The organism is Levilactobacillus muriae, from assembly GCF_045862015.1.
Lineage (GTDB): Bacteria > Bacillota > Bacilli > Lactobacillales > Lactobacillaceae > Levilactobacillus > Levilactobacillus muriae.
In genome coordinates, this window is record NZ_BAAFRU010000011.1 from 1 (window position 1) to 17,927 (window position 17,927).

The 17,927-nt window shown below is 48.5% G+C and carries 16 protein-coding genes, 1 pseudogene and 1 riboswitch; of the genes and pseudogenes, 3 read left to right on the forward strand and 14 right to left on the reverse strand.

The window, feature by feature from the left end:
- On the reverse strand, positions 1-916 hold a 916-nt coding region (locus tag ACKTSF_RS09025), incomplete at its 3' end, for an RNA-guided endonuclease InsQ/TnpB family protein (protein WP_407888680.1).
- A 95-nt stretch (positions 917-1,011) separates the two neighbouring features.
- Here ACKTSF_RS09025 and ACKTSF_RS09030 point away from each other — a divergent pair.
- Positions 1,012-1,283: pseudogene (locus ACKTSF_RS09030) on the forward strand (transposase).
- Positions 1,284-2,094: 811 nt separating this feature from the next.
- Here the strand turns inward: ACKTSF_RS09030 and ACKTSF_RS09035 are convergent.
- From ACKTSF_RS09035 to scrK (ACKTSF_RS09070), 8 genes are all read right to left on the reverse strand, one after another.
- A complete protein-coding gene (locus ACKTSF_RS09035; RefSeq protein WP_407888682.1) occupies positions 2,095-2,487 on the reverse strand; it encodes a VOC family protein in 393 nt (130 codons plus the stop codon).
- 32 nt (positions 2,488-2,519) lie between these two features.
- Positions 2,520-3,290, reverse strand: coding sequence for a DUF6198 family protein (locus tag ACKTSF_RS09040; protein WP_407888684.1), 771 nt, complete (start codon positions 3,288-3,290; stop codon positions 2,520-2,522).
- Positions 3,291-3,308: 18 nt separating this feature from the next.
- The gene (locus ACKTSF_RS09045; RefSeq protein ID WP_407888686.1) at positions 3,309-4,313 is read right to left on the reverse strand and encodes a zinc-dependent alcohol dehydrogenase family protein; all 1,005 of its coding nucleotides are present in this window, start codon (positions 4,311-4,313) and stop codon (positions 3,309-3,311) included.
- Positions 4,314-4,330: 17 nt separating this feature from the next.
- Entirely contained in the window at positions 4,331-5,206 is an 876-nt protein-coding gene (scrK, locus tag ACKTSF_RS09050; RefSeq protein ID WP_407888688.1) for a fructokinase ScrK, read from the reverse strand.
- 846 nt (positions 5,207-6,052) lie between these two features.
- Complete coding sequence (locus ACKTSF_RS09055) at positions 6,053-6,445, reverse strand: VOC family protein (RefSeq protein ID WP_407888690.1); 393 nt, start codon at positions 6,443-6,445, stop codon at positions 6,053-6,055.
- Positions 6,446-6,464: 19 nt separating this feature from the next.
- Complete coding sequence (locus ACKTSF_RS09060; protein ID WP_407888885.1) at positions 6,465-7,205, reverse strand: DUF6198 family protein; 741 nt, start codon at positions 7,203-7,205, stop codon at positions 6,465-6,467.
- Positions 7,206-7,268: 63 nt separating this feature from the next.
- Positions 7,269-8,270: a zinc-dependent alcohol dehydrogenase family protein gene (locus tag ACKTSF_RS09065; protein WP_407888692.1), complete on the reverse strand. Its 1,002-nt coding sequence runs from the start codon at positions 8,268-8,270 to the stop codon at positions 7,269-7,271.
- Positions 8,271-8,288: 18 nt separating this feature from the next.
- A complete protein-coding gene (gene scrK / locus ACKTSF_RS09070; RefSeq protein ID WP_407888694.1) occupies positions 8,289-9,164 on the reverse strand; it encodes a fructokinase ScrK in 876 nt (291 codons plus the stop codon).
- Positions 9,165-9,488: 324 nt separating this feature from the next.
- Positions 9,489-9,586: riboswitch (guanidine-I (ykkC/yxkD leader) on the forward strand.
- 57 nt (positions 9,587-9,643) lie between these two features.
- Between scrK (ACKTSF_RS09070) and ACKTSF_RS09075 the strand changes: the two genes are divergently transcribed.
- A complete protein-coding gene (locus ACKTSF_RS09075) occupies positions 9,644-9,970 on the forward strand; it encodes a DMT family transporter (RefSeq protein WP_407888696.1) in 327 nt (108 codons plus the stop codon).
- A 1-nt stretch (position 9,971) separates the two neighbouring features.
- A complete protein-coding gene (locus ACKTSF_RS09080) occupies positions 9,972-10,286 on the forward strand; it encodes a DMT family transporter (RefSeq protein WP_407888698.1) in 315 nt (104 codons plus the stop codon).
- Here the strand turns inward: ACKTSF_RS09080 and ACKTSF_RS09085 are convergent.
- From ACKTSF_RS09085 to ACKTSF_RS09105, 5 genes are all read right to left on the reverse strand, one after another.
- Entirely contained in the window at positions 10,275-10,769 is a 495-nt protein-coding gene (locus tag ACKTSF_RS09085) for a GNAT family N-acetyltransferase (RefSeq protein ID WP_407888700.1), read from the reverse strand. The two genes, ACKTSF_RS09080 and ACKTSF_RS09085, sit on opposite strands and share 12 nt — an antisense overlap.
- 419 nt (positions 10,770-11,188) lie before the next feature.
- A complete protein-coding gene (locus tag ACKTSF_RS09090) occupies positions 11,189-12,721 on the reverse strand; it encodes an MFS transporter (protein WP_407888702.1) in 1,533 nt (510 codons plus the stop codon).
- A gap of 24 nt (positions 12,722-12,745) precedes the next feature.
- Positions 12,746-14,047: a glycoside hydrolase family 28 protein gene (locus ACKTSF_RS09095; RefSeq protein WP_407888704.1), complete on the reverse strand. Its 1,302-nt coding sequence runs from the start codon at positions 14,045-14,047 to the stop codon at positions 12,746-12,748.
- Between the two features lie 268 nt (positions 14,048-14,315).
- Positions 14,316-15,389: a PfkB family carbohydrate kinase gene (locus ACKTSF_RS09100; protein ID WP_407888706.1), complete on the reverse strand. Its 1,074-nt coding sequence runs from the start codon at positions 15,387-15,389 to the stop codon at positions 14,316-14,318.
- 309 nt (positions 15,390-15,698) lie between these two features.
- On the reverse strand, positions 15,699-17,903 hold the full coding sequence (locus tag ACKTSF_RS09105) for a glycoside hydrolase family 65 protein (RefSeq protein WP_407888708.1): 2,205 nt from the start codon (positions 17,901-17,903) through the stop codon (positions 15,699-15,701).
- Positions 17,904-17,927 lie beyond the last annotated feature (24 nt).

Below are 17,927 nucleotides of genomic sequence, written 5' to 3' on the forward strand. Positions count from 1 at the left end.
TAGAGACGTGGTGCAGAAAGTTTTGACGTTGGTTGGCAACTTTAAGCTGTAATTTAGCCACCAATAGCCGTTGTCTTTGGTAGTTTCGTGAATCTGACAAGCGTCGATGCATCTTTTTAGCCCGTCTAGCCCGCCGAGACAGTTTTCGTTGTGCCTTGGCCAGTTTACCCTTAATCATTCGGTAGTAACGCGGGTTATCAATCACCTGTCCATTGGAATCCGTCAAAAAATTGTCAAGGTTTAGATCAATGCCAACCTCAGATTTAGTAGCTGGCTGTTTGGTAGCAAAGGCATGTTCAGACCCAATTTGTAGGGACACGAAGTAATGGCCCGCCGCATCCATTGAGACCGTCGTCGTTCCAATTCTAATATCAGCGGCTCGTTCTAAAATCTTCAATGGAAGCCCCTTGAACCTGAGACGTCCTAACTTGGGCAACCATAGATGGCGTGCATCAGTGAATCTGACACTCCCATTGTTCATAGATGGTACGTTCACCTTTGTACTGTAAAGGCACGACGTTTGATACCTCTGAGTATAACCACGCTTATGAAACTTGGGAGTCCCTGCCTGATGAACTTGGTGGAATAACTTCCAGGCCGTCTTGTAATTTTTGATAGCATTGGCCTTCATCAGGCTGTCAAAATCTGGATGGTTTAGCCAACCATGACTATTAGAGATTGCAGTTGACGGTTTCTTCAGACGCTCCGTCAAATCAGCTATTCGGTCCAAGACGATTGTGATGGGAATCTTTACTTGCTTTAACCAGAATAGCTCATTGTTCATCCCATTCATCTGGTTGTAAATAAACCGACTAGCATCACTATTGCGCTTGATTAGACGCTTCTGTTCAGTTGAAGGGAAGATTCGGACCTTAACCCCGTAATGATAGGGTAATTGCGCCATCGTTTTCGCCATAGCCTGCCACCTCCTTTTACTTGAGCCTAGCATATCATATGAGTATACTGTATCCATAGCAGAACAACTTATAATAATATTTATAGAGGTTACATATGAGTGATAATATTGTAAGTTCTATTCACGAACGAGTCTATGTTTATAACTTTCATTTCCACTTGGTCTGGGTCACTAAGTACCGACACGAGGCGTTTACAATGCCAAAGAGGGAGGGGCAGCGCACTTGTTCTTTGAATGACATCCCGAGATAAAAAGTCAAAAGATTTGGGGTGGACATCTCTGGTCTCCTAGTTACTTCATGAGTACGCTTGGTGACATGAGCAAGGAGACTGTGGAAGACTATATCATAAAGCAACGAAAGGCATGATGGCATTCATCCCTTGTTTGAAAACGAGGGAATTCTGCCTAACTCGTATTAAATAAGCCACACCAAAATCCTCGCCGTTATCGACGAGGATTTCTTAGTCACTAACTGAATTTTTTCATAGCAGATTACAACTCTGACACGACTAAAGCTTGACCGCCGAAGGAGCACCTATGACAACTTAGCTAATAGTTAGGTTCTGAAGGTTAAAAGTTCCAAAGTACTCATTATGACTGGTGCCACAACGCTACTGAGCCTAAAATTAGGCAACGTTGGCCAACCATCGCCTTACCGGCCGGCAGATATGGGCTGGATCGGTGCGAACACAACTTGAAGCGTCGAAAGTACCGAGTTTCCAAGCTTGGTTTTCTACTAAGCCAGCGGGGAAATCACCCCCTGACTAAGTAGAACGACGCGCCTGAGCCCATATCTGCCGACCTCTTGGCTACCATAGTTGGTCTGAGGAAACATGGATTATATTTCTAAAAGCGTTGTTGACTTGTTCTTAAACTTTAGGAACCACATGGGATTCAGCGATTGAAATTGAGGCGCACAATCAGAGCCGGAGGCGGCCAGGGATGGAGCTAGCCGTGTCGACGATGTTAGCTTACATCGTGGGACGACCTGAGAGACGCCTGCACTTGGCGGCTTTCAGGCGAGCTGGAAGCCCGTCCTTTGGCTGGAGGCGTTCCCCACAGCAAGCGGAATCCCTGGCGGCCGGAGTGCGGCTGTTTTCACTAATTTAGCCGTGCTAATTCCTACTGTCGTAAGAGTAACGCAAACATTTTGGCTTTCAATCTTTAGACCTAAATCCTTAATCTAAGATCTGGCAGAACTCGATGGTCTCGTGGTTGGGACCCAGAATGTTGAAGAACCGAATCCCGTGATCCCAGAACGACGGAATCGACTGTACTTCATCGTTGACAAGATCCAAGCCCTGTTCCTTAGCCGCAGCAAAAGCCTGATCGACATCTGTTGTATTCAACGAAATGTGGTTGATGGCGCCCGCCGTTGGATTAGTGGGATCGCCCTCCCAAGTTTCAATCGTCAAATTACCGAGTCGCATGAAAGCACAGCGGTTTTGACCATTGGGAAAGAGTCCGGCCTGGGTGAAACCCAGTGACTTGTAGAAAGCCATGGTGGCATCCAAATCAATTGACGGAATTCCCACGTGCTGAATCCCAGTAATATACGCACTAACTGACATATCTAACGCTCCTTTGAAAATTTCCGTAACCATTACTTACCGACATCGACCTGTTGGTGTTTCAGCTTCGGGAAGATCACCCGATCGGCAATCCCAGTAATCCCACCTTGCGCCAGGAAGGCAAAGACCGTTCCCAAACCAAAGTTGACAAACGAATGCGTGATCAATAAGGCAATGATGGCCATAATGGTCGGTGGAATGTAGGACGCCCACATCGCTCTGGACGCGTTTCCCTTGAAGTAACGGAACCGCAGAATCTGCATTAAATCATCGGCGGGATGCAAGACCAAGTTGACGCGCTGGTAAATCGAGATAGCAATGGCAATCAACGCCACCCCCAAGAAGTTCAGGGTAATGTATCCGGCGACCATCCCCGCGCTATGTGCATCGGGCAGGCCCGCAAACATGGCGGTCTTCCCGTTGAAAAAGTCGGCAAAGACTTGAATCAACGCGGAGAATGGCACCATGAAGGCCATGTTCCCGGCAATCCGTTTCCAGTCCCAGTGATGGATTAGCACGGTATTTAACGCGGCGGTCAGAAATCCTAAAATCAGGAACGCCCAGAACAGGTTCCAGTGAAAGGCTGCGCCGAGATTGGCCTCCGCTGCTGACCAGTAAGCCGCTCCCAAAAATGACGGGTGAATCTTGGCGCTAGTGACTAACGTGAGGACGTTTCCAGCCGAGTTGATCACGATCGACAGGGCGAAGAAGGCTAACGACTTTGACATCGATAGCGTTCGGCCACTGTCGACGTCACGACTCTGCGCGCCATCGTTGATTTGACTGACTGCTTCAGCTCTCATAATTATCCCTTACCTTTACTAGTTGTTGCCGACCTTGACGACGGCCTTGCTGACACCCTTGATTTTACCGTTAAGGACATCTTCAACTTGTTCCAAACTAACTTCGTGACTGATCAAAGCGTCAACGTCCACTTCACCACTGGCCAATAGCGCAATAGCATCTTCGAAGGCGTATGGGTTGATGAAGGCGCCTTGAATCTTCAATTGCTTTTGATAGACTTCATACGTATTCATAGAGAAGGTCTGATCTGGCTTACCGACCCCGAACATCAGGACCTGTGCACCCTTCTTGGTAGCGGAAACGGCTTGTTCCTGTGTTTGCGGTAACCCGACGGCTTCAATAACCACATCGTAGTCGGCAGGAATGCTGTCACGCTTGGTGTTGTAAGTGTTGGTAACGCCAAAGTTTTCCTTGTTGAAGGCTAACTTTTCATCGATGATCCCGGCAAAGTCCACCTGGTGAACGCCATAAGCTTGTAAGAGTTGCACAAATAACTGGCCCATGAACCCATCACCAATAACCAAGGCCTTTTGATAAGGCTTAACGTCGATCAGGCTCATCCCATGAACGGCACAGGAGAGGGGTTCAGTCGTCGCTGCATCCTTCAACGAGACACTTTCGGGAATGGGGTAAACCACAGAAGATGGTGCGGTAAAGGATTCTTCCAGACCACCATCACGGGTCACCCCAACGGCTGACAGATTGTCACAGAGTTCTGGGCGATCCGTCCGGCAGTACTTGCATTGGCCACAGTAGATGTTAGGGTCAACAGTGACCCGATCGCCAACCTTGACGTTGGTGACATCACTTCCGATAGCCGCAACGATTCCGGAGTTTTCATGACCTAAGACAATTGGTGGAACGGCATTCGCAGAGCCTGGAAGACCCGCATACAACGCACGATCGGTCCCACAGATACCAGCGTAAGCGGTGTTGACTAAGACCTCATTTGCGTTAACTTCTGGCTTCTTCAAATCTTGAATCTCCATTTGTTTCGTTCCAGTTAAGACTAAGGCTTTCATAATTGAAATCTCCCTTTCTACTTTTTGTATTCCTTAAGTGCGAGGGCAAAATCACCCATCGTTGCAGAACCATTATTTTTAACCGCCGGCATCACGATATAATCCTCGAGTTTGCCAACATCGACGTAGTTATTTAACAATTTGGCAAATTCGGTGCGAACCTTGACCAGGAAGCCTTCGCTAACGACCCCACCACCGAAAACAATCTTGTCGGGTCGCAGCATCAACGTTTCCTGCAAAGCGGCTTGCGCGACATAATACGCCATGATATCCCAGACGTGATCCGTCAGCGGCACGTCCTTACCAGGTTTCCCCAGCCGTGCATCGAATGTCGGACCACTGACCAGTCCCTCCAGACAATCGCCGTGAAATGGGCAAATCCCAGGGAAGTCTAAATCATCGGGGTGGCGTTTCAGCCGGACGTGACCCATCTCAGGATGACCAAGACTCCCGATGAAGTCACCATTGATGATTGCGCCAGCTCCAACGCCTGTCCCAATGGTGAAGTAGACCAACGAGTTGATCTGCTCATTGAAGAGCGTCGACATGACATATTCGCCGTAAGCAGACCCATTCACGTCGGTCGTCCAGAACATAGGGACATCGAGGTCTTGCTTGAGCCGCCCCACGAAGTCCGTGTCAGCCCAGCCCTTCTTAGGCGTATTCGTAATATACCCGTACTTCGGTGAATTGTGTCGGAGTTCAATGGGACCAAACGACGAAATTGCGATGGCCTTAACATCCGGGAACCGCTTGAAATAGGCGATAGTTTGACTTAACGTTTCTTCAGGGGTCGTCGTCGAAATCCGTACCTTGTCCTGTACCCGGTAATCTTCATTACCAATGGCACACACGAATTTCGTTCCCCCAGCTTCAATACTGCCGAGTTGCATACATATTGCCTCCATCTTTCGTCGGGGTCGTAACCCACAACACATAATTACAGGACTGTGAATCCTTAGCCCGTTCACCTTTAAAGCGCTTTCAGTATAACATCAGACCTCCCTTGAATAGGGCCCTTTCACCAACCATAAATTTTCAGAAAGCCTAAACACAGCTCAGCGTGGCCCAAATGTAATCGATTACATTTTTCGTACATCTCAGCCTACATTCCTGGTAACGACAGCTGACGGAAAACAATATGGGTGAGTTTGCAAGTGTCGTGTAGGCGATGAAATCGTTTTCTTTAGCTGCTATCATTAAAGGTGACTAATCGTCTAGGACCAGCATCTGTCCTGGCTGAAAATCAAATCAGCCGCAGGCAACACGACAACTTTTAACTATGACTTGAAGATTGAAAGATCTAAAATACCCATTATGACTGTTACAACAACGATAATGAGACTAAAATTAGGCAGTCGCCAGTCCAGCGATTGTCACCTTGATGTTATATTACAGAACAAATCATAACCGGAGGCGGCCAGAGATGCAGGTAGCTGTGTCGACGGTGTTAGCTGGAAACCAGCTTACAGCGTGGGACGTGTTTGGAGACTGACGATTTTTGGCAGGCTTCAAACCGAGCCGGAGGACCGCTTCTCAGGCCGCAGGCGGTCCCCACAGACGCCGGAATTCCTGGCACACTTCCACCTAATTTTGTAGATTAAATCTCTGTTAGCTGGACCTTTCTAGGTGTACTTGGACTTTCAACCTTCAGCTATGACACAAAAGGTCCTCGCCGCAATCGGCGAGGACCTTTCCCCCTAATAAACTTCTTTTAAACTCTCTAGCCGGATGTAAACCTATGCCAAGATTTGGCAAAATTCAATTGTTTCGTGGTTGGGACCGAGAATATTGAAGAAACGAATCCCGTTGTTCCAGAAAGTTGGAATGGATTGAATTTCATCGTTTACCAGATCTAACCCCTGTTCCTTAGCAGCTGCAAAGGCTTGATCGATATTGGTCGTGTTCAGTGAAATATGGTTGATGGCACCGGCTTGGGGATTGGTGGGATCGCCCTCCCAAGTTTCAATCGTCAGATTGCCTAACCGCATGAAGGCACACCGGTTATCGCCGTTAGGAAATAACCCTGCCTGTTCGAATCCAATAGACTTGTAAAAGGCAATCGTCTTGTCTAAATCACTTGAAGGAATCCCGACGTGTTGAATGCCGGTAATGAAATCTTGTACTGCCATAAGTTAATTGCTCCTTTGTCTAATCGTCAATTTTTCCAACGTCAACTGCTTGGTGTTTCAGCTTCGGGAAGATCGTCTTGTCGGCAATCCCGGTAATGCCACCTTGGGCCAGGAAAGCAAAGACTGTACCCAAACCAAAGTTCACGAAAGTATGCGTGATAATCACGGCCACGATAGCCATGATGGTCGGTGGAATGTAGGACGCCCACATCGCCTTGGCAGCGTTCCCCTTGAAGTAGCGGAACCGCAGAATCTGCATTAAATCATCGGCGGGATGCAACACCAGGTTGACCCGTTGATAGATGGAAATGGCAACGGCAATGAAAGCAACCCCTAAGAAGTTCAGTCCAATATACAGGATGATCATCCCCATACTATGAGCTTCTGGTAGGCCAGCAAATAACGCCGGATACTTTCCATCGAAGAAGTCTTCAAACACTTGAATCAAAGCGGAGAATGGCACCATGAAGACCATGTTTCCGGCAATTCGTTTCCAATCCCAGTGGTGAATCAGAACGGCATTCAACACGGCCGTCAAGAACCCCATGATCAGAAATGCCCAGAATAAATTCCAGTGAAACGCGGTCCCTAAGTTGGCTTCGGCTGCTGACCAATAGGCCGCCCCTAGAAAGGACGGGTGAATCTTGGCGCTAGTGACCAACGTCAGCACATTTCCGGCCGAATTGATCACTAGTGATAATGCGAAGTAGGCAATGGCTTTGCCCATCGAGATTGTCCGCCCATTACTGGTGACATCCATTGTTTCAGCCCCTTCGTTCAAATCAGTTGCTGTTTCAACTTTCACAATTATCCCTTACCTTTACTAGTCGCTGACTTTGACAACAGCCTTGCTGACACCTGCAACCTTGCCATTCAAGACATCTTCAACTTGTTCTAAGCTAACTTCGTGGCTGATCAAAGATTCAACATCCAATTGGCCGCTGGCTAGCAAAGCAATCGCATCTTCGAAGGCGTATGGGTTGATGAAGGCCCCCTGGATCTTCAATTGCTTTTGGTAAACTTCGTAAGTGTTCATGGAGAAGGTTTGGTCTGGCTTTCCAACGCCAAACATCAAGACTTGTGCGCCCTTCTTGGTTGCTTCAACAGCTTGTTCCTGCGTTTGTGGCAATCCAACGGCTTCGATAACGACGTCGTAGTCGGCAGGAATGCTGTCGTGCTTCGTGTTGTAAGTGTTGGTCACGCCAAACTTTTCCTTGTTGAAGGCTAACTTCTTGTCGTTTAACCCAGCAAAATCCACTTGGTGAACACCGTAAGCTTGTAATAATTGCACAAACAATTGCCCCATGAAACCATCACCGATGACCAAGGCCTTTTGATAAGGCGTTAAGTCCAATAATTTTACCCCGTGGACTGCACAAGAGATTGGTTCAGTCGTTGCAGCGGCCTTCAATGAAACACTGTCAGGCAGTGGGTAAACAACCGAGGCTGGTGCTGTGAATGACTTTTCCAAACCACCATCGCGGGTAACGCCAACGGCAGATAAGTTGTCGCACAGTTCTGGACGGTCAGTCCGGCAGTATTCGCATTCACCACAGTAGATGTTAGGGTCCACGGTCACGCGATCGCCAACTTTAACGTTGGTCACTTCGCTACCAATAGCGGCAACGACACCGGAGTTTTCGTGGCCCAAGACGATTGGTGGAACAGCATCGGCTGAACCGGGAAGACCTGCGTACAGTGCGCGGTCGGTCCCACAGATACCAGCATAGGCGGTGTCGACCAATACTTCGTTAGGTTTTACTTCTGGGGTAGGTAAATCTTGAATCTCCATTTTTTTCGTTCCAGTTAAGACTAAGGCTTTCATAAGGTAATTCTTCCTCTCTTATTTGTTGTATTCTTTGAGTGCTAAGGCGAAGTCGCCTAGCGTAGCTGAACCATTTTCCTTTACGGAAGGCATCACAATGTAATCTTCAATGTTGCCCACATCAACGTAACCGTTGAGGAGCTTCGTGAATTCGGCGCGTACCTTAACGAGGAAGGCTTCGCTGACGACACCACCACCGAAGATGATCTTGTCGGGGCGTAACATCAACGTTTCCTGTAAGACTGCCTGAGCCACGTAATAAGCCATAATATCCCAGACATGATCGGTCATTGGGACTTCGTGACCGTGCTTGCCGATCCGGGCTTCAAACGTTGGCCCACTGACCAACCCTTCCAGACAATCGCCGTGGAACGGGCAGATACCCTTGAAGTCGAGGTCATCAGGATGCCGCTTCAACCGGACGTGACCCATTTCAGGATGGCCCATCGAGCCGACAAACTTACCGTCCACAATAGCCCCGGCACCAACGCCAGTTCCAATCGTGAAGTAGACCAGTGAATTGATCTTTTCGTTGAACAGCGTGGAGACCACGTATTCACCGTAAGCGGACCCGTTCACATCGGTCGTCCACGCCATCGGCACGTCCAAGTCCTTCTTGAGCCGGCCCAAGAAGTCGGTGTTGGACCAGTGGGCCTTCGGCGTATCCGTCACGTACCCGTACTTAGGGGCGTTACGCCGGAGTTCGATGGGACCAAAGGAAGAAATTCCGATGGCTTTTAAATCTGGGTATTGTTTAAAGTAAGCGATACATTGACTTAACGTTTCTTCTGGCGTGGTGGTGGGAATAATCACCCGGTTATCCGTGCGATAATCTTCGTTACCGATTGCACAAACAAATTTTGTTCCGCCAGCTTCAATACTTCCGAGTTGCATAGTTGTTACCTCCATGTATGGCCGCGGGGTCGTGACCCGCGGCGTCTAATTACCAAGTGATTAATGACCGTAACAGCCATTTTTAAATCGTTTTCAGTATAGCATCGGGATTAGCGATTTTATGCGTCTTTTTCGCGCTCAAGTTTTCAGAAAAGGCCGGCAAAGTGACGTATGACGGAAATGTAATCAATTGCATTTTTAGTGAAATACGTCACTTGATGGGTGAATTCGCGCTCTGGTGAAAGGATTTACTTATCATTTTCATACAGCTTGGTTGCCTCAGACCGTCATCCGTGCTAAGCTAATGCTACCGAATCAATCGCATATTCTGTTCTCTAGGGTTCCGCTGCGTCTGCAGGACTGGTCCGAGAGGGAACCTACGGGGGGTCCCGTAGACACGGAAGGGAAAAAGCCTGGGAGATGTCGTCGTTAAGACAACATTTCTCAGGCTTTTTTTGAATTAATTAGGAGGAACAAACATGTTAAAACATTGGTTACGCGTCGTGTATGGCGCAATATTTGAGGTCGGTTGGGTCGTGGGCTTCAAGCACGCCGCCACCTTCTGGGAATGGGGGCTGACTGCGCTCGCCGTCACTCTCAGCTTCTACTTTCTGATTAAGGCTGGTGAAGTTCTGCCGGCCGGAACGGCCTACGCGGTCTTCGTGGGACTGGGCACACTCGGCACCACGGTCACGGGTGTTCTGGCCTTTGGCGAACCGGTCAGTCTGGTCAAGGTCGCCCTCATTTTTCTACTGCTCATTGGTATTGGCGGTCTTCAAATGGTCACCGCCAGAGAGGAGTCCTAACATGGCATGGCTTTTCTTAGTTATCGCGGGCCTTTGTGAAATGCTCGGTGTCACTTTTATGAACTGGGCCCTGCAACGCCACACCTGGCCTCTCTGGCTAGCAATGGTCATCGGCTACGGCCTCAGCTTTGGCTTCCTTGACCTCGCCCTGCAGACGCTGCCGATGGGCACGGCCTACGCCATCTGGACCGGAATCGGCGCGGCCGGTGGTGTCCTGACGGGGATGCTTTTCTTCGGCGAATCTCGAAACTGGCGTAAGCTACTCTGGGTCGGCATTATCCTGATTGCCGTAATGGGCCTCAAGCTAGTCGGCTAGTGGCAGGACCAAGTTGTACCAAGTCTCGCCGGCATGGGTGGAGGCAGAAACGCCCTCGTTGACATAGCCGTTGGCCTCATAGAAGGGAACGAGTCGTTTGAGACAAGTCAGCGTGATCCCTTGGCGCCGTTGCTGACGCGCGACGGTGGCGAGAGCCGTTAGTAAGTGACTGGCGATGCCGGCTCCACGATGGTCGGGGCTCACGGCGAGACTCAGCACGGTCTGATACGCGTCCTCGGTCGTATTGGGCGTAGACTTTTCGAAGAGTGCATCGGTCAAATAACGCTGGCCAAAGGCCGGACCAACCACGTAACCGACAACCTCCTCGCCCTGCTTGGCGACAAGAAAGGTGTCGGAAATCAGGGCAATGCGCTCAGCCATACTGGCGGATGTCGCGGCCTCGGCTGGTGAGAAACCGGCGTGCTCAATGATCATGATTTGATCTAAATCTGCGGCTTGCGCAGGATTAATGGTAAAGGACATAAGTTGAAAACCTCCTGAATTTCTGTCTGCGCTTAGTATAGCCGTGATCGCCCATTCGCTCAACCCATGCCCATACACTGTGGTTACAAGCCTGCCGCCTTGCCGTTCGCCAAATTTGGACTGGAACGCGGTGGGCAGGACGGTCCGAGCCAAAGAACGGTCTCTGACCTCGCTTTGAGCCGAAATCCACGTCTCAAAGTCGCCATTTTCAAAGAAAACCACTTTAAAAATCCCACGGCTGAGTCCAAATTTAGCTCACTCACGGCTACGCAGACGGCCACCAATTATTATGGCCGAGCATTAAGTAATGCGTATATCAACGTCTTCGTACCTCGTTACCTTCAGTTAACTTTAGTAACCTCAAAAAGACACGCGGTCATCCAAACGGATTTATCACGTGCCTTTTGGCGATAAATTAATTATTTATTTTCTTGCCATACCTTGTCCCAGGTGTAACCCGTTAGGTCTTCAACAACTGCCTTGGTGTGTGGATCAACCTCATCCTTCTTACCACCCGCCTGAAGACGTTCAATTTCAGCATGTAAGATCTTATGTGTCCGTTGATTCAGGTTGAAACGTGCTACCATCCACCAAGCGATTGCAATCGCGATGACTGGCACTAGAATCAAAACAATTAAGATGGCATCTTGGGCTTGAGCTGTCTGATGCAACGCCCCTTCCTTGAAGCCACCCCATTGTAAGATGAACCCAAGTAACGCGGAACCCAGAGCACCCGTTAATTGACGGGTAAATGATTGAACAGCTGCGAAGGTCCCCGTCCGTAATTTACTGGAGACAATCGTATCGACATCTGGTACTAATGGAATCACTTGCCATGCTGTGTATTCCAAGAACTGACGGCCAATCTGCCACAGAACCCCCAACGTAATCAGGACAATAATTGTCGTGCCCTTTCCCAGATTACCATGCATCATGGATAGCACGAAGAAACCAGCCATGACAACGAAAATCAGGCTGAATGAAGTTGACCAGTTCACCTTGGGATTCTTGGTCTTAATCAGCATATACGCTGCAATGGGAACCACTAGCATCCCAATAAAGGAAAGTGATGTAATCCCTTGTCCAATTGTCTGCGTGAGTCCTAGAACAAAGACAACATAGTACAAAAATGCTGTTGAGAAACAATCCTTGGCAAAGTACGTCATGAAGTAAATCGACACCATATACCGTGCAGACTTGTTCCGTAACATCTCCCAGTAATCTCGTAAGGAACCCACAAAGCTATTTTCTTTTTCTGCATCCGCTGAACGGTTGGCACTTTCAAAGTCTTCAACTTCTTGCGGCGAATGTTCCCACGTTGCGCGGTAAGTAATCAACGTGCAGACCGCAAAAACAATCCCAAAGACAATCCCAGAAATGGTGTAGGCTTCGGCACCTTCACCCAATACTGCTAATAATGTTGCTGGCAAAGCGGAGACTGAGAACGTGGCAAACGCTGAAATAAACAGCCGGATGGAAGACATCTTAACACGGTCGTCCGCGTTAGGCGTCATTTCAGTTGCTAAGGTTTCATAGGCAGTCCCGATAATCACATTCGCCGTTTCAACCATAACGAAGGCAATCAGGTACCACCAGAAGCTACCTGGCACAACAATAAACAGCATTGGGAAGAAAATGATCGTTAACAACGCCCCAACTAACAGTAACAAGTGCCGTCTCCCAAACCGCCGACCAATTTTAGTGGCATACAGCCGGTCTGAAATCGATCCGGCCAACATCGACATAATGGCATTGAGAAATTTACCAATCAGGAACAGCATCCCAACAGATGCCGCCGATAATTTACCATACGTGGTTAAGAAGAACATCAGGTAAGACCCGACTAAGGTCCCCCACGACGCCCCATTCATATCATTAATCCCGTAACCAATAGAACGCCAAACAGAAATCTTATGTGGCGTATAAACCCACCGTTTCTTCTGAGTCTCCATTTTTCTCCAACTTCCTATCTTTGGTTAGCCCAGCTTCTCACCGTTTACTGACAGGTTAGAGACATTAAAGGTTTTAATGTCGCGACTGTCATCATGAAACCTTCCCCCCGTCTCTTCAGCGCGTTCAGTTGGCAATAAACACTCTTCATCAGCCAAAGACCAGTTAAAGTTTTCAATAGTTACGTTTTCAATATTTGCCTCTGGCAAGCCCACAATAAAGGCTGCCGTTGCTCGGACATTTGTTGCCGTAATATCTTTGATTTCAATGTTTTTAATGTGTGGCGTCGTTTCATCCACCGGCTGTGGTTCTTTAGACAAGACCGTGGCCTCCTCGGTTGGCAATACCCCTGGCGCAAAGTACTGTTCCAAAGAAATGGGGCACCAGCAAGCATCCATTTTTAAATCATGTAACTTAATATTTTTAATGGTGCCCCCACGTGTCCGCCGTGACTTCAACCGAATCCCACGACGCGTGCCCTCAAAGGTACAATTTGAAACCTCCACATCACTAATCCCCGCAGCCGTTTCAGAACCGATGGCAATACCACCATGACTGGCCAGAATCTTGCAATCTGAAACTTTAACGTTCCTGGTAGGCCGGTTAACGCGGATACCATCCTTGCCGGAACCAGACTTCAACGTCACCCCGTCATCGCCGACATCCAGCAGACAATGACTGACCGTCACGTTCTCGCTTGAATCAATATCCATCGCGTCCGTGTTGATGGCGTCGGCCGGATTTGAAAATGTCATATTTTTAATCGTAATGTGACTTGAATAGACCATATGTAACGTCCAAAATGGCGAGTCCTTCAGTGTGATCCCCTCAAAGACGATGTCTTCACACTGCCAGAATTGAACCAACGGGGGCCGTAGATACTGTGTAGATGGTCGCCCGCCACCACCCGTTCGCGTCCTATAATCCGTGTTCAATTCTGCTAACCGCCGTTCATATGGTGCGCTTGGGAGAACCCGATCTTCCTGCTCGATACCTCTAAACTTTTCCCACCAGCTCGCACCTGCACCGTCGATCACGCCGTCACCATTAATTTCAATATTGTGTTTCCCCGCTGCATAGAGTAAAGGATGCATGGCATAGCATTCCACGCCTTCCCAGCGCGTCCACACTGGTGGATAGAGCATCGGATCATCTTTAAACTTAACGACTGCTCCCTTTTGAAGGGTCATTGTCAGATTAGATGGTAACTCGAGCGGCCCCGTCAGGTATTCTCCTGGCATAACGACAAGTCTGCCACCGCCCCCCTGCGCAACTTTATCGATCGCTTCCTGAAGATTCTCGCTCTCTTTAACTTCAATAACTAGCATGCCAAACCTGCTTTCCCACGAATATATCAATCAAGACACAATCAATTCACTCAAAATAATGCTTAGCCGTGTTTTATATATGTAAGCGCTTACTGTATATGGAGAATAACATATATTTTTACTTTTGTAAACATTTGTTTATTGTAATAAACAAATGTTTACAAAAACGACCAGTTCCATCGATTTTTGTTCACAAATTCACTTAATGTGCGATAAGAAAGGGTTAACCCGGAACCAACGCTGGTTTCGGGTTAACCCTTCACTTCTACTATTTTTCAACATGATCTTCAAGAAAGCTAGGACTCATATCATCTAAAATGTTCAAGTACGTTGTCATTGTCGCCTCTGCCGCCGCCTTCACAAGCACTGCAGTATGCTGATCATCTAGCTTCGCACGACGCGCATACACGATTGCAGCGAGCGCCGCTGCCCCAACACCGTTTGTGTTCAGGACTTGCTTGACAGTCACGGGATAGTAGAAGGCATCCCGACTTGTCTGATAAAAGAAACCAACTTGCGCATCATAGATAAATACCGTCGAAATACCCATTGCAAGTAGCTCATCGGCACAGGCCTTTGCCGTCTCATAATCTGTGACTTCAATGTCCGTAATCGCTTTAGACTCATCGGCATTCAGCACCAGCGTATCAAGTGCCGCAATTCCCTGTTTTAGCCGCTTCACTTTATTAATTGAGTCCGCTAATATCGGTTGATCAAAGTTTTGATAAATCCAAGAAATTGTTTCCTCTGGTAAGTTAGGGTCAACGACAATCATCTCGGCATTATTCAAAATATTGAGGCGTTCTTTCAAAAAATCTGGCGTAATTTCATCGTGGATGCGACTATCATCTACCCCAAAAATGCGTTTGGCACTGGTCTGATTAATATACAGATACCGTGAAGTTGGCACACCCGAAATTTGTTTGGAATACGTGATGTCCACATTTTTTTCTAGGGCGTCCCTTTTGAATTCCTCTCCCGCCGAGTCATGGCCGTAAACAGAGATGAAGTAGTTAGGAATTTTCAGCTTCGTTAAGTTAACGGCAATGTTTCGTCCCAAGCCACCAACGTCAGAATAAATGACGCCCGTGTTTGATTTCTTCTCGATAACCTCGCTATTAGGAATACCAAAGATGTCCAACGTAATCCCACCCACGACGGCCACATAGCTTTCCGGAGAGACGATGTATCCCTTGCCCTGCAAGAATCCTTTCTTAACCAAATTGGAAATATGGGCAGCGACTCCAGAACGTGTGATTCCCGCCAACTCGGCTAATTCATTTTGACTAATCATTGGATTCTGCTTAATCCATTCAAGAATTTGTTGTTCACGTGACCGCATCCTGCAAATCTCCAATCCGTTTTAATCATTGATTTATTAATTATTAGTAAGTGAGTTCCCACTTTAATAACGACATTCCGATTGCTCACCATTTTCCCGAAATTTACCTGTTGTCATTATACACTACGCTCGAGTGGTTAAAAAATAAGCTATCAATTGCCACCTGAACACGAAAGGAGCCCCAAACATCTGGGACTCCCATTATTTTCTGCGATGGTTCAAGTAATGACTCACTGAGCAATAGAACAACTCTGTCGTCGTAACCAACTCGCAGACAACCCCACAATTATCGTTAGCTAGCGGCTCTTGCTAGCTAACCTTCACTAAAGAAATCAGTTCACCGTTAACGCTGACACCGTAAGTTGGGATTGGCCCACTGATGACCGTGACATCCAAGTTATCCGCCGTCAGATCAATCTCCAAGACGCTCTCGGCAATCTTCATTCGGTAAGTCAATCGGCTCAGTTCCGTTGGCAGGTGGTTAGCGAAGTGCACGACCTCATCTTGCACGTAGAAGCCAGAGAATCCAGCCACTAGCGCCAGCCAGCTTCCCCCGAGGTTGGCCAAATGCAGGCCATCCGCAGTATTTTTCTGTAGGTTAACTAAGTCCATCCGCGCCGTATCCATGAAGTACCGGTAAGCCTTTTCGGTATCACCCATCCGCGCCGCCAGGATACTGAAGATCGACCGCGACAAGGAAGAATCGTGGGTCGTCACCCCTTCATAGTAGCGGTATTCCCGCTTCAGTTGATCTGCCGACAAGTCTTCTGGGAACAGGTACTCTGCCAGTAACGTATCGGCCTGTTTTGCCACCTGATACCGATAGATCGTCAACGGGTGATAATGGAGTAGCAGAGGAAAATTATCCGGTGTGGACTTCTCCGCTGGCCACCGTGGCTTGTCCAGGAAACTATCGTCCTGTTCGTTAATTTCTAAGTCACTACTGTAGGGCAAGTAAACGTGATCGGCCAAATTTTGATAAACAGCTAGATCAGTTTCACTCAGACCAAATTTTGACAGCAGTTGTGGGGACCGTTTCATCATCTGATGCGCCAACTCAACGACTAACTCAAAGTTATGCTTAGCCAAACGGTTGGTATAATAATTATTGTTGACTAACGCGGTGTATTCATCTGGGCCAGTTACCGTGTGAAATTCAAAGCGACAGTCATCCCCGACTTGCCGCCAAGACCCAAAGTTTTCCCAGAAACGTGCGGTCTCCAGTACCATTTCAAACCCACACTGGATGACAAAGTCCAAGTCTCGTGTAATTTCAAAGTACTTGCCAACCGCGTAGGCAATGTCAGCATCGATGTGATACTGCGCCGTACCAGCCGGGAAGTAGGCCGAGGCCTCTTCACCGTTGATTGTACGCCAAGCAAATAGCGCCCCTTGGTCAACGCCCAGAGCGCGCGCCCGTGCCCGCGCTTTCGGTAACGTTTGATAGCGATAGACCAGCAATTGCCGCGCCATCTGTTGATTCGTGTAGGTGAAGTACGGCAGCATATACATTTCGGTATCCCAGAAGTAGTGGCCTTCGTACCCGGCGCCGCTCAACCCTTTGGCAGCAATATTTGTCCGGCCATCACGCCCGGCAGCTTGATTTAGTTGGAAGACGTTGTAGTGAATCGCCAGATCCAACTCATCGTTGCCACCCACGCTCACTTCACTTCGAGTCCACACACCCTGCCAGAACGTCTGACTGTCTTCAGTCAATGTTGCTAGCGAACTTGCCATAAACATGGCGGCTGGATCAATCGTATTGTGCTTCCCGACTGTTCCCACGTATGCCGCGTACTCCAGACTATGGGGTTGCTCATCGCTCAAGTCCAGTGGCTGCTGGAGCAATTGGCCGTGAGGGAGTAGAATCCCCAGATACATCGTCACAGCCTGCTTCGTCAACCGGGTCTTCACGTGATAGCGCTGCAGGTCCTGACTAACGAATTCCGTTTCGCAAATAGGCAAGCCCGCCATTCGTGTCTTCCGCGGGTCTGCCGACATGATGGCTTCGGCTTCGGCAGGTACCGCGATTGACTTACTGACCAGTAAGCCACTTGCGTAGTTCCCTGCTGTGAAGGTGTATTCTGCGCTCCACATGCTCGTCTGTTCCTGACCGATCACTGATTTAACACCCATCATGATAGTTTCACCCTGATCGGTATTGATCTGATAGTGTTCCATCAACTCCCCAGTGCCGAGGTCAAGATCCGCGGCCGTCCGCTTACTATGGGTAAATTGGTGTCCAGAGCTGGTTGACACGTGGATGTGCCGCAGATCTGGCAAGTTTAGAATTGTCTGGTGTTGCTTGGCATAGCCGACGCCTGCCTCCCCATACGTGATAGGGGCGGTTTCATAAAAACCGTTAATTAAAGTTCCTGCAATCGGATTCCCACTGATGGGGTCGTTGGCTCGGACGCCAAAGTGCCCGTTTCCCAGTGAAAAGACGGTCTCTAAATATTCCGGTTGCTGGTCCGAAACGTCGCGTAAAGTTAAATGATAATCGCGTAAAGTCACAATAATCTCCCCCAATTAAATTCT

What these genes read in the sequence shown, in the direction of transcription:
- ACKTSF_RS09035 (WP_407888682.1), bottom strand. Translation starts at nt 2,487, where the DNA reads ATGTCAGTTAGTGCGTATATTACTGGGATTCAGCACGTGGGAATTCCG.
- ACKTSF_RS09040 (WP_407888684.1), bottom strand. Translation starts at nt 3,290, where the DNA reads ATGAGAGCTGAAGCAGTCAGTCAAATCAACGATGGCGCGCAGAGTCGT.
- ACKTSF_RS09045 (WP_407888686.1), bottom strand. Translation starts at nt 4,313, where the DNA reads ATGAAAGCCTTAGTCTTAACTGGAACGAAACAAATGGAGATTCAAGAT.
- scrK (WP_407888688.1), bottom strand. Translation starts at nt 5,206, where the DNA reads ATGCAACTCGGCAGTATTGAAGCTGGGGGAACGAAATTCGTGTGTGCC.
- ACKTSF_RS09055 (WP_407888690.1), bottom strand. Translation starts at nt 6,445, where the DNA reads ATGGCAGTACAAGATTTCATTACCGGCATTCAACACGTCGGGATTCCT.
- ACKTSF_RS09060 (WP_407888885.1), bottom strand. Translation starts at nt 7,205, where the DNA reads ATGGATGTCACCAGTAATGGGCGGACAATCTCGATGGGCAAAGCCATT.
- ACKTSF_RS09065 (WP_407888692.1), bottom strand. Translation starts at nt 8,270, where the DNA reads ATGAAAGCCTTAGTCTTAACTGGAACGAAAAAAATGGAGATTCAAGAT.
- scrK (WP_407888694.1), bottom strand. Translation starts at nt 9,164, where the DNA reads ATGCAACTCGGAAGTATTGAAGCTGGCGGAACAAAATTTGTTTGTGCA.
- ACKTSF_RS09075 (WP_407888696.1), top strand. Translation starts at nt 9,644, where the DNA reads ATGTTAAAACATTGGTTACGCGTCGTGTATGGCGCAATATTTGAGGTC.
- ACKTSF_RS09080 (WP_407888698.1), top strand. Translation starts at nt 9,972, where the DNA reads ATGGCATGGCTTTTCTTAGTTATCGCGGGCCTTTGTGAAATGCTCGGT.
- ACKTSF_RS09085 (WP_407888700.1), bottom strand. Translation starts at nt 10,769, where the DNA reads ATGTCCTTTACCATTAATCCTGCGCAAGCCGCAGATTTAGATCAAATC.
- ACKTSF_RS09090 (WP_407888702.1), bottom strand. Translation starts at nt 12,721, where the DNA reads ATGGAGACTCAGAAGAAACGGTGGGTTTATACGCCACATAAGATTTCT.
- ACKTSF_RS09095 (WP_407888704.1), bottom strand. Translation starts at nt 14,047, where the DNA reads ATGCTAGTTATTGAAGTTAAAGAGAGCGAGAATCTTCAGGAAGCGATC.
- ACKTSF_RS09100 (WP_407888706.1), bottom strand. Translation starts at nt 15,389, where the DNA reads ATGCGGTCACGTGAACAACAAATTCTTGAATGGATTAAGCAGAATCCA.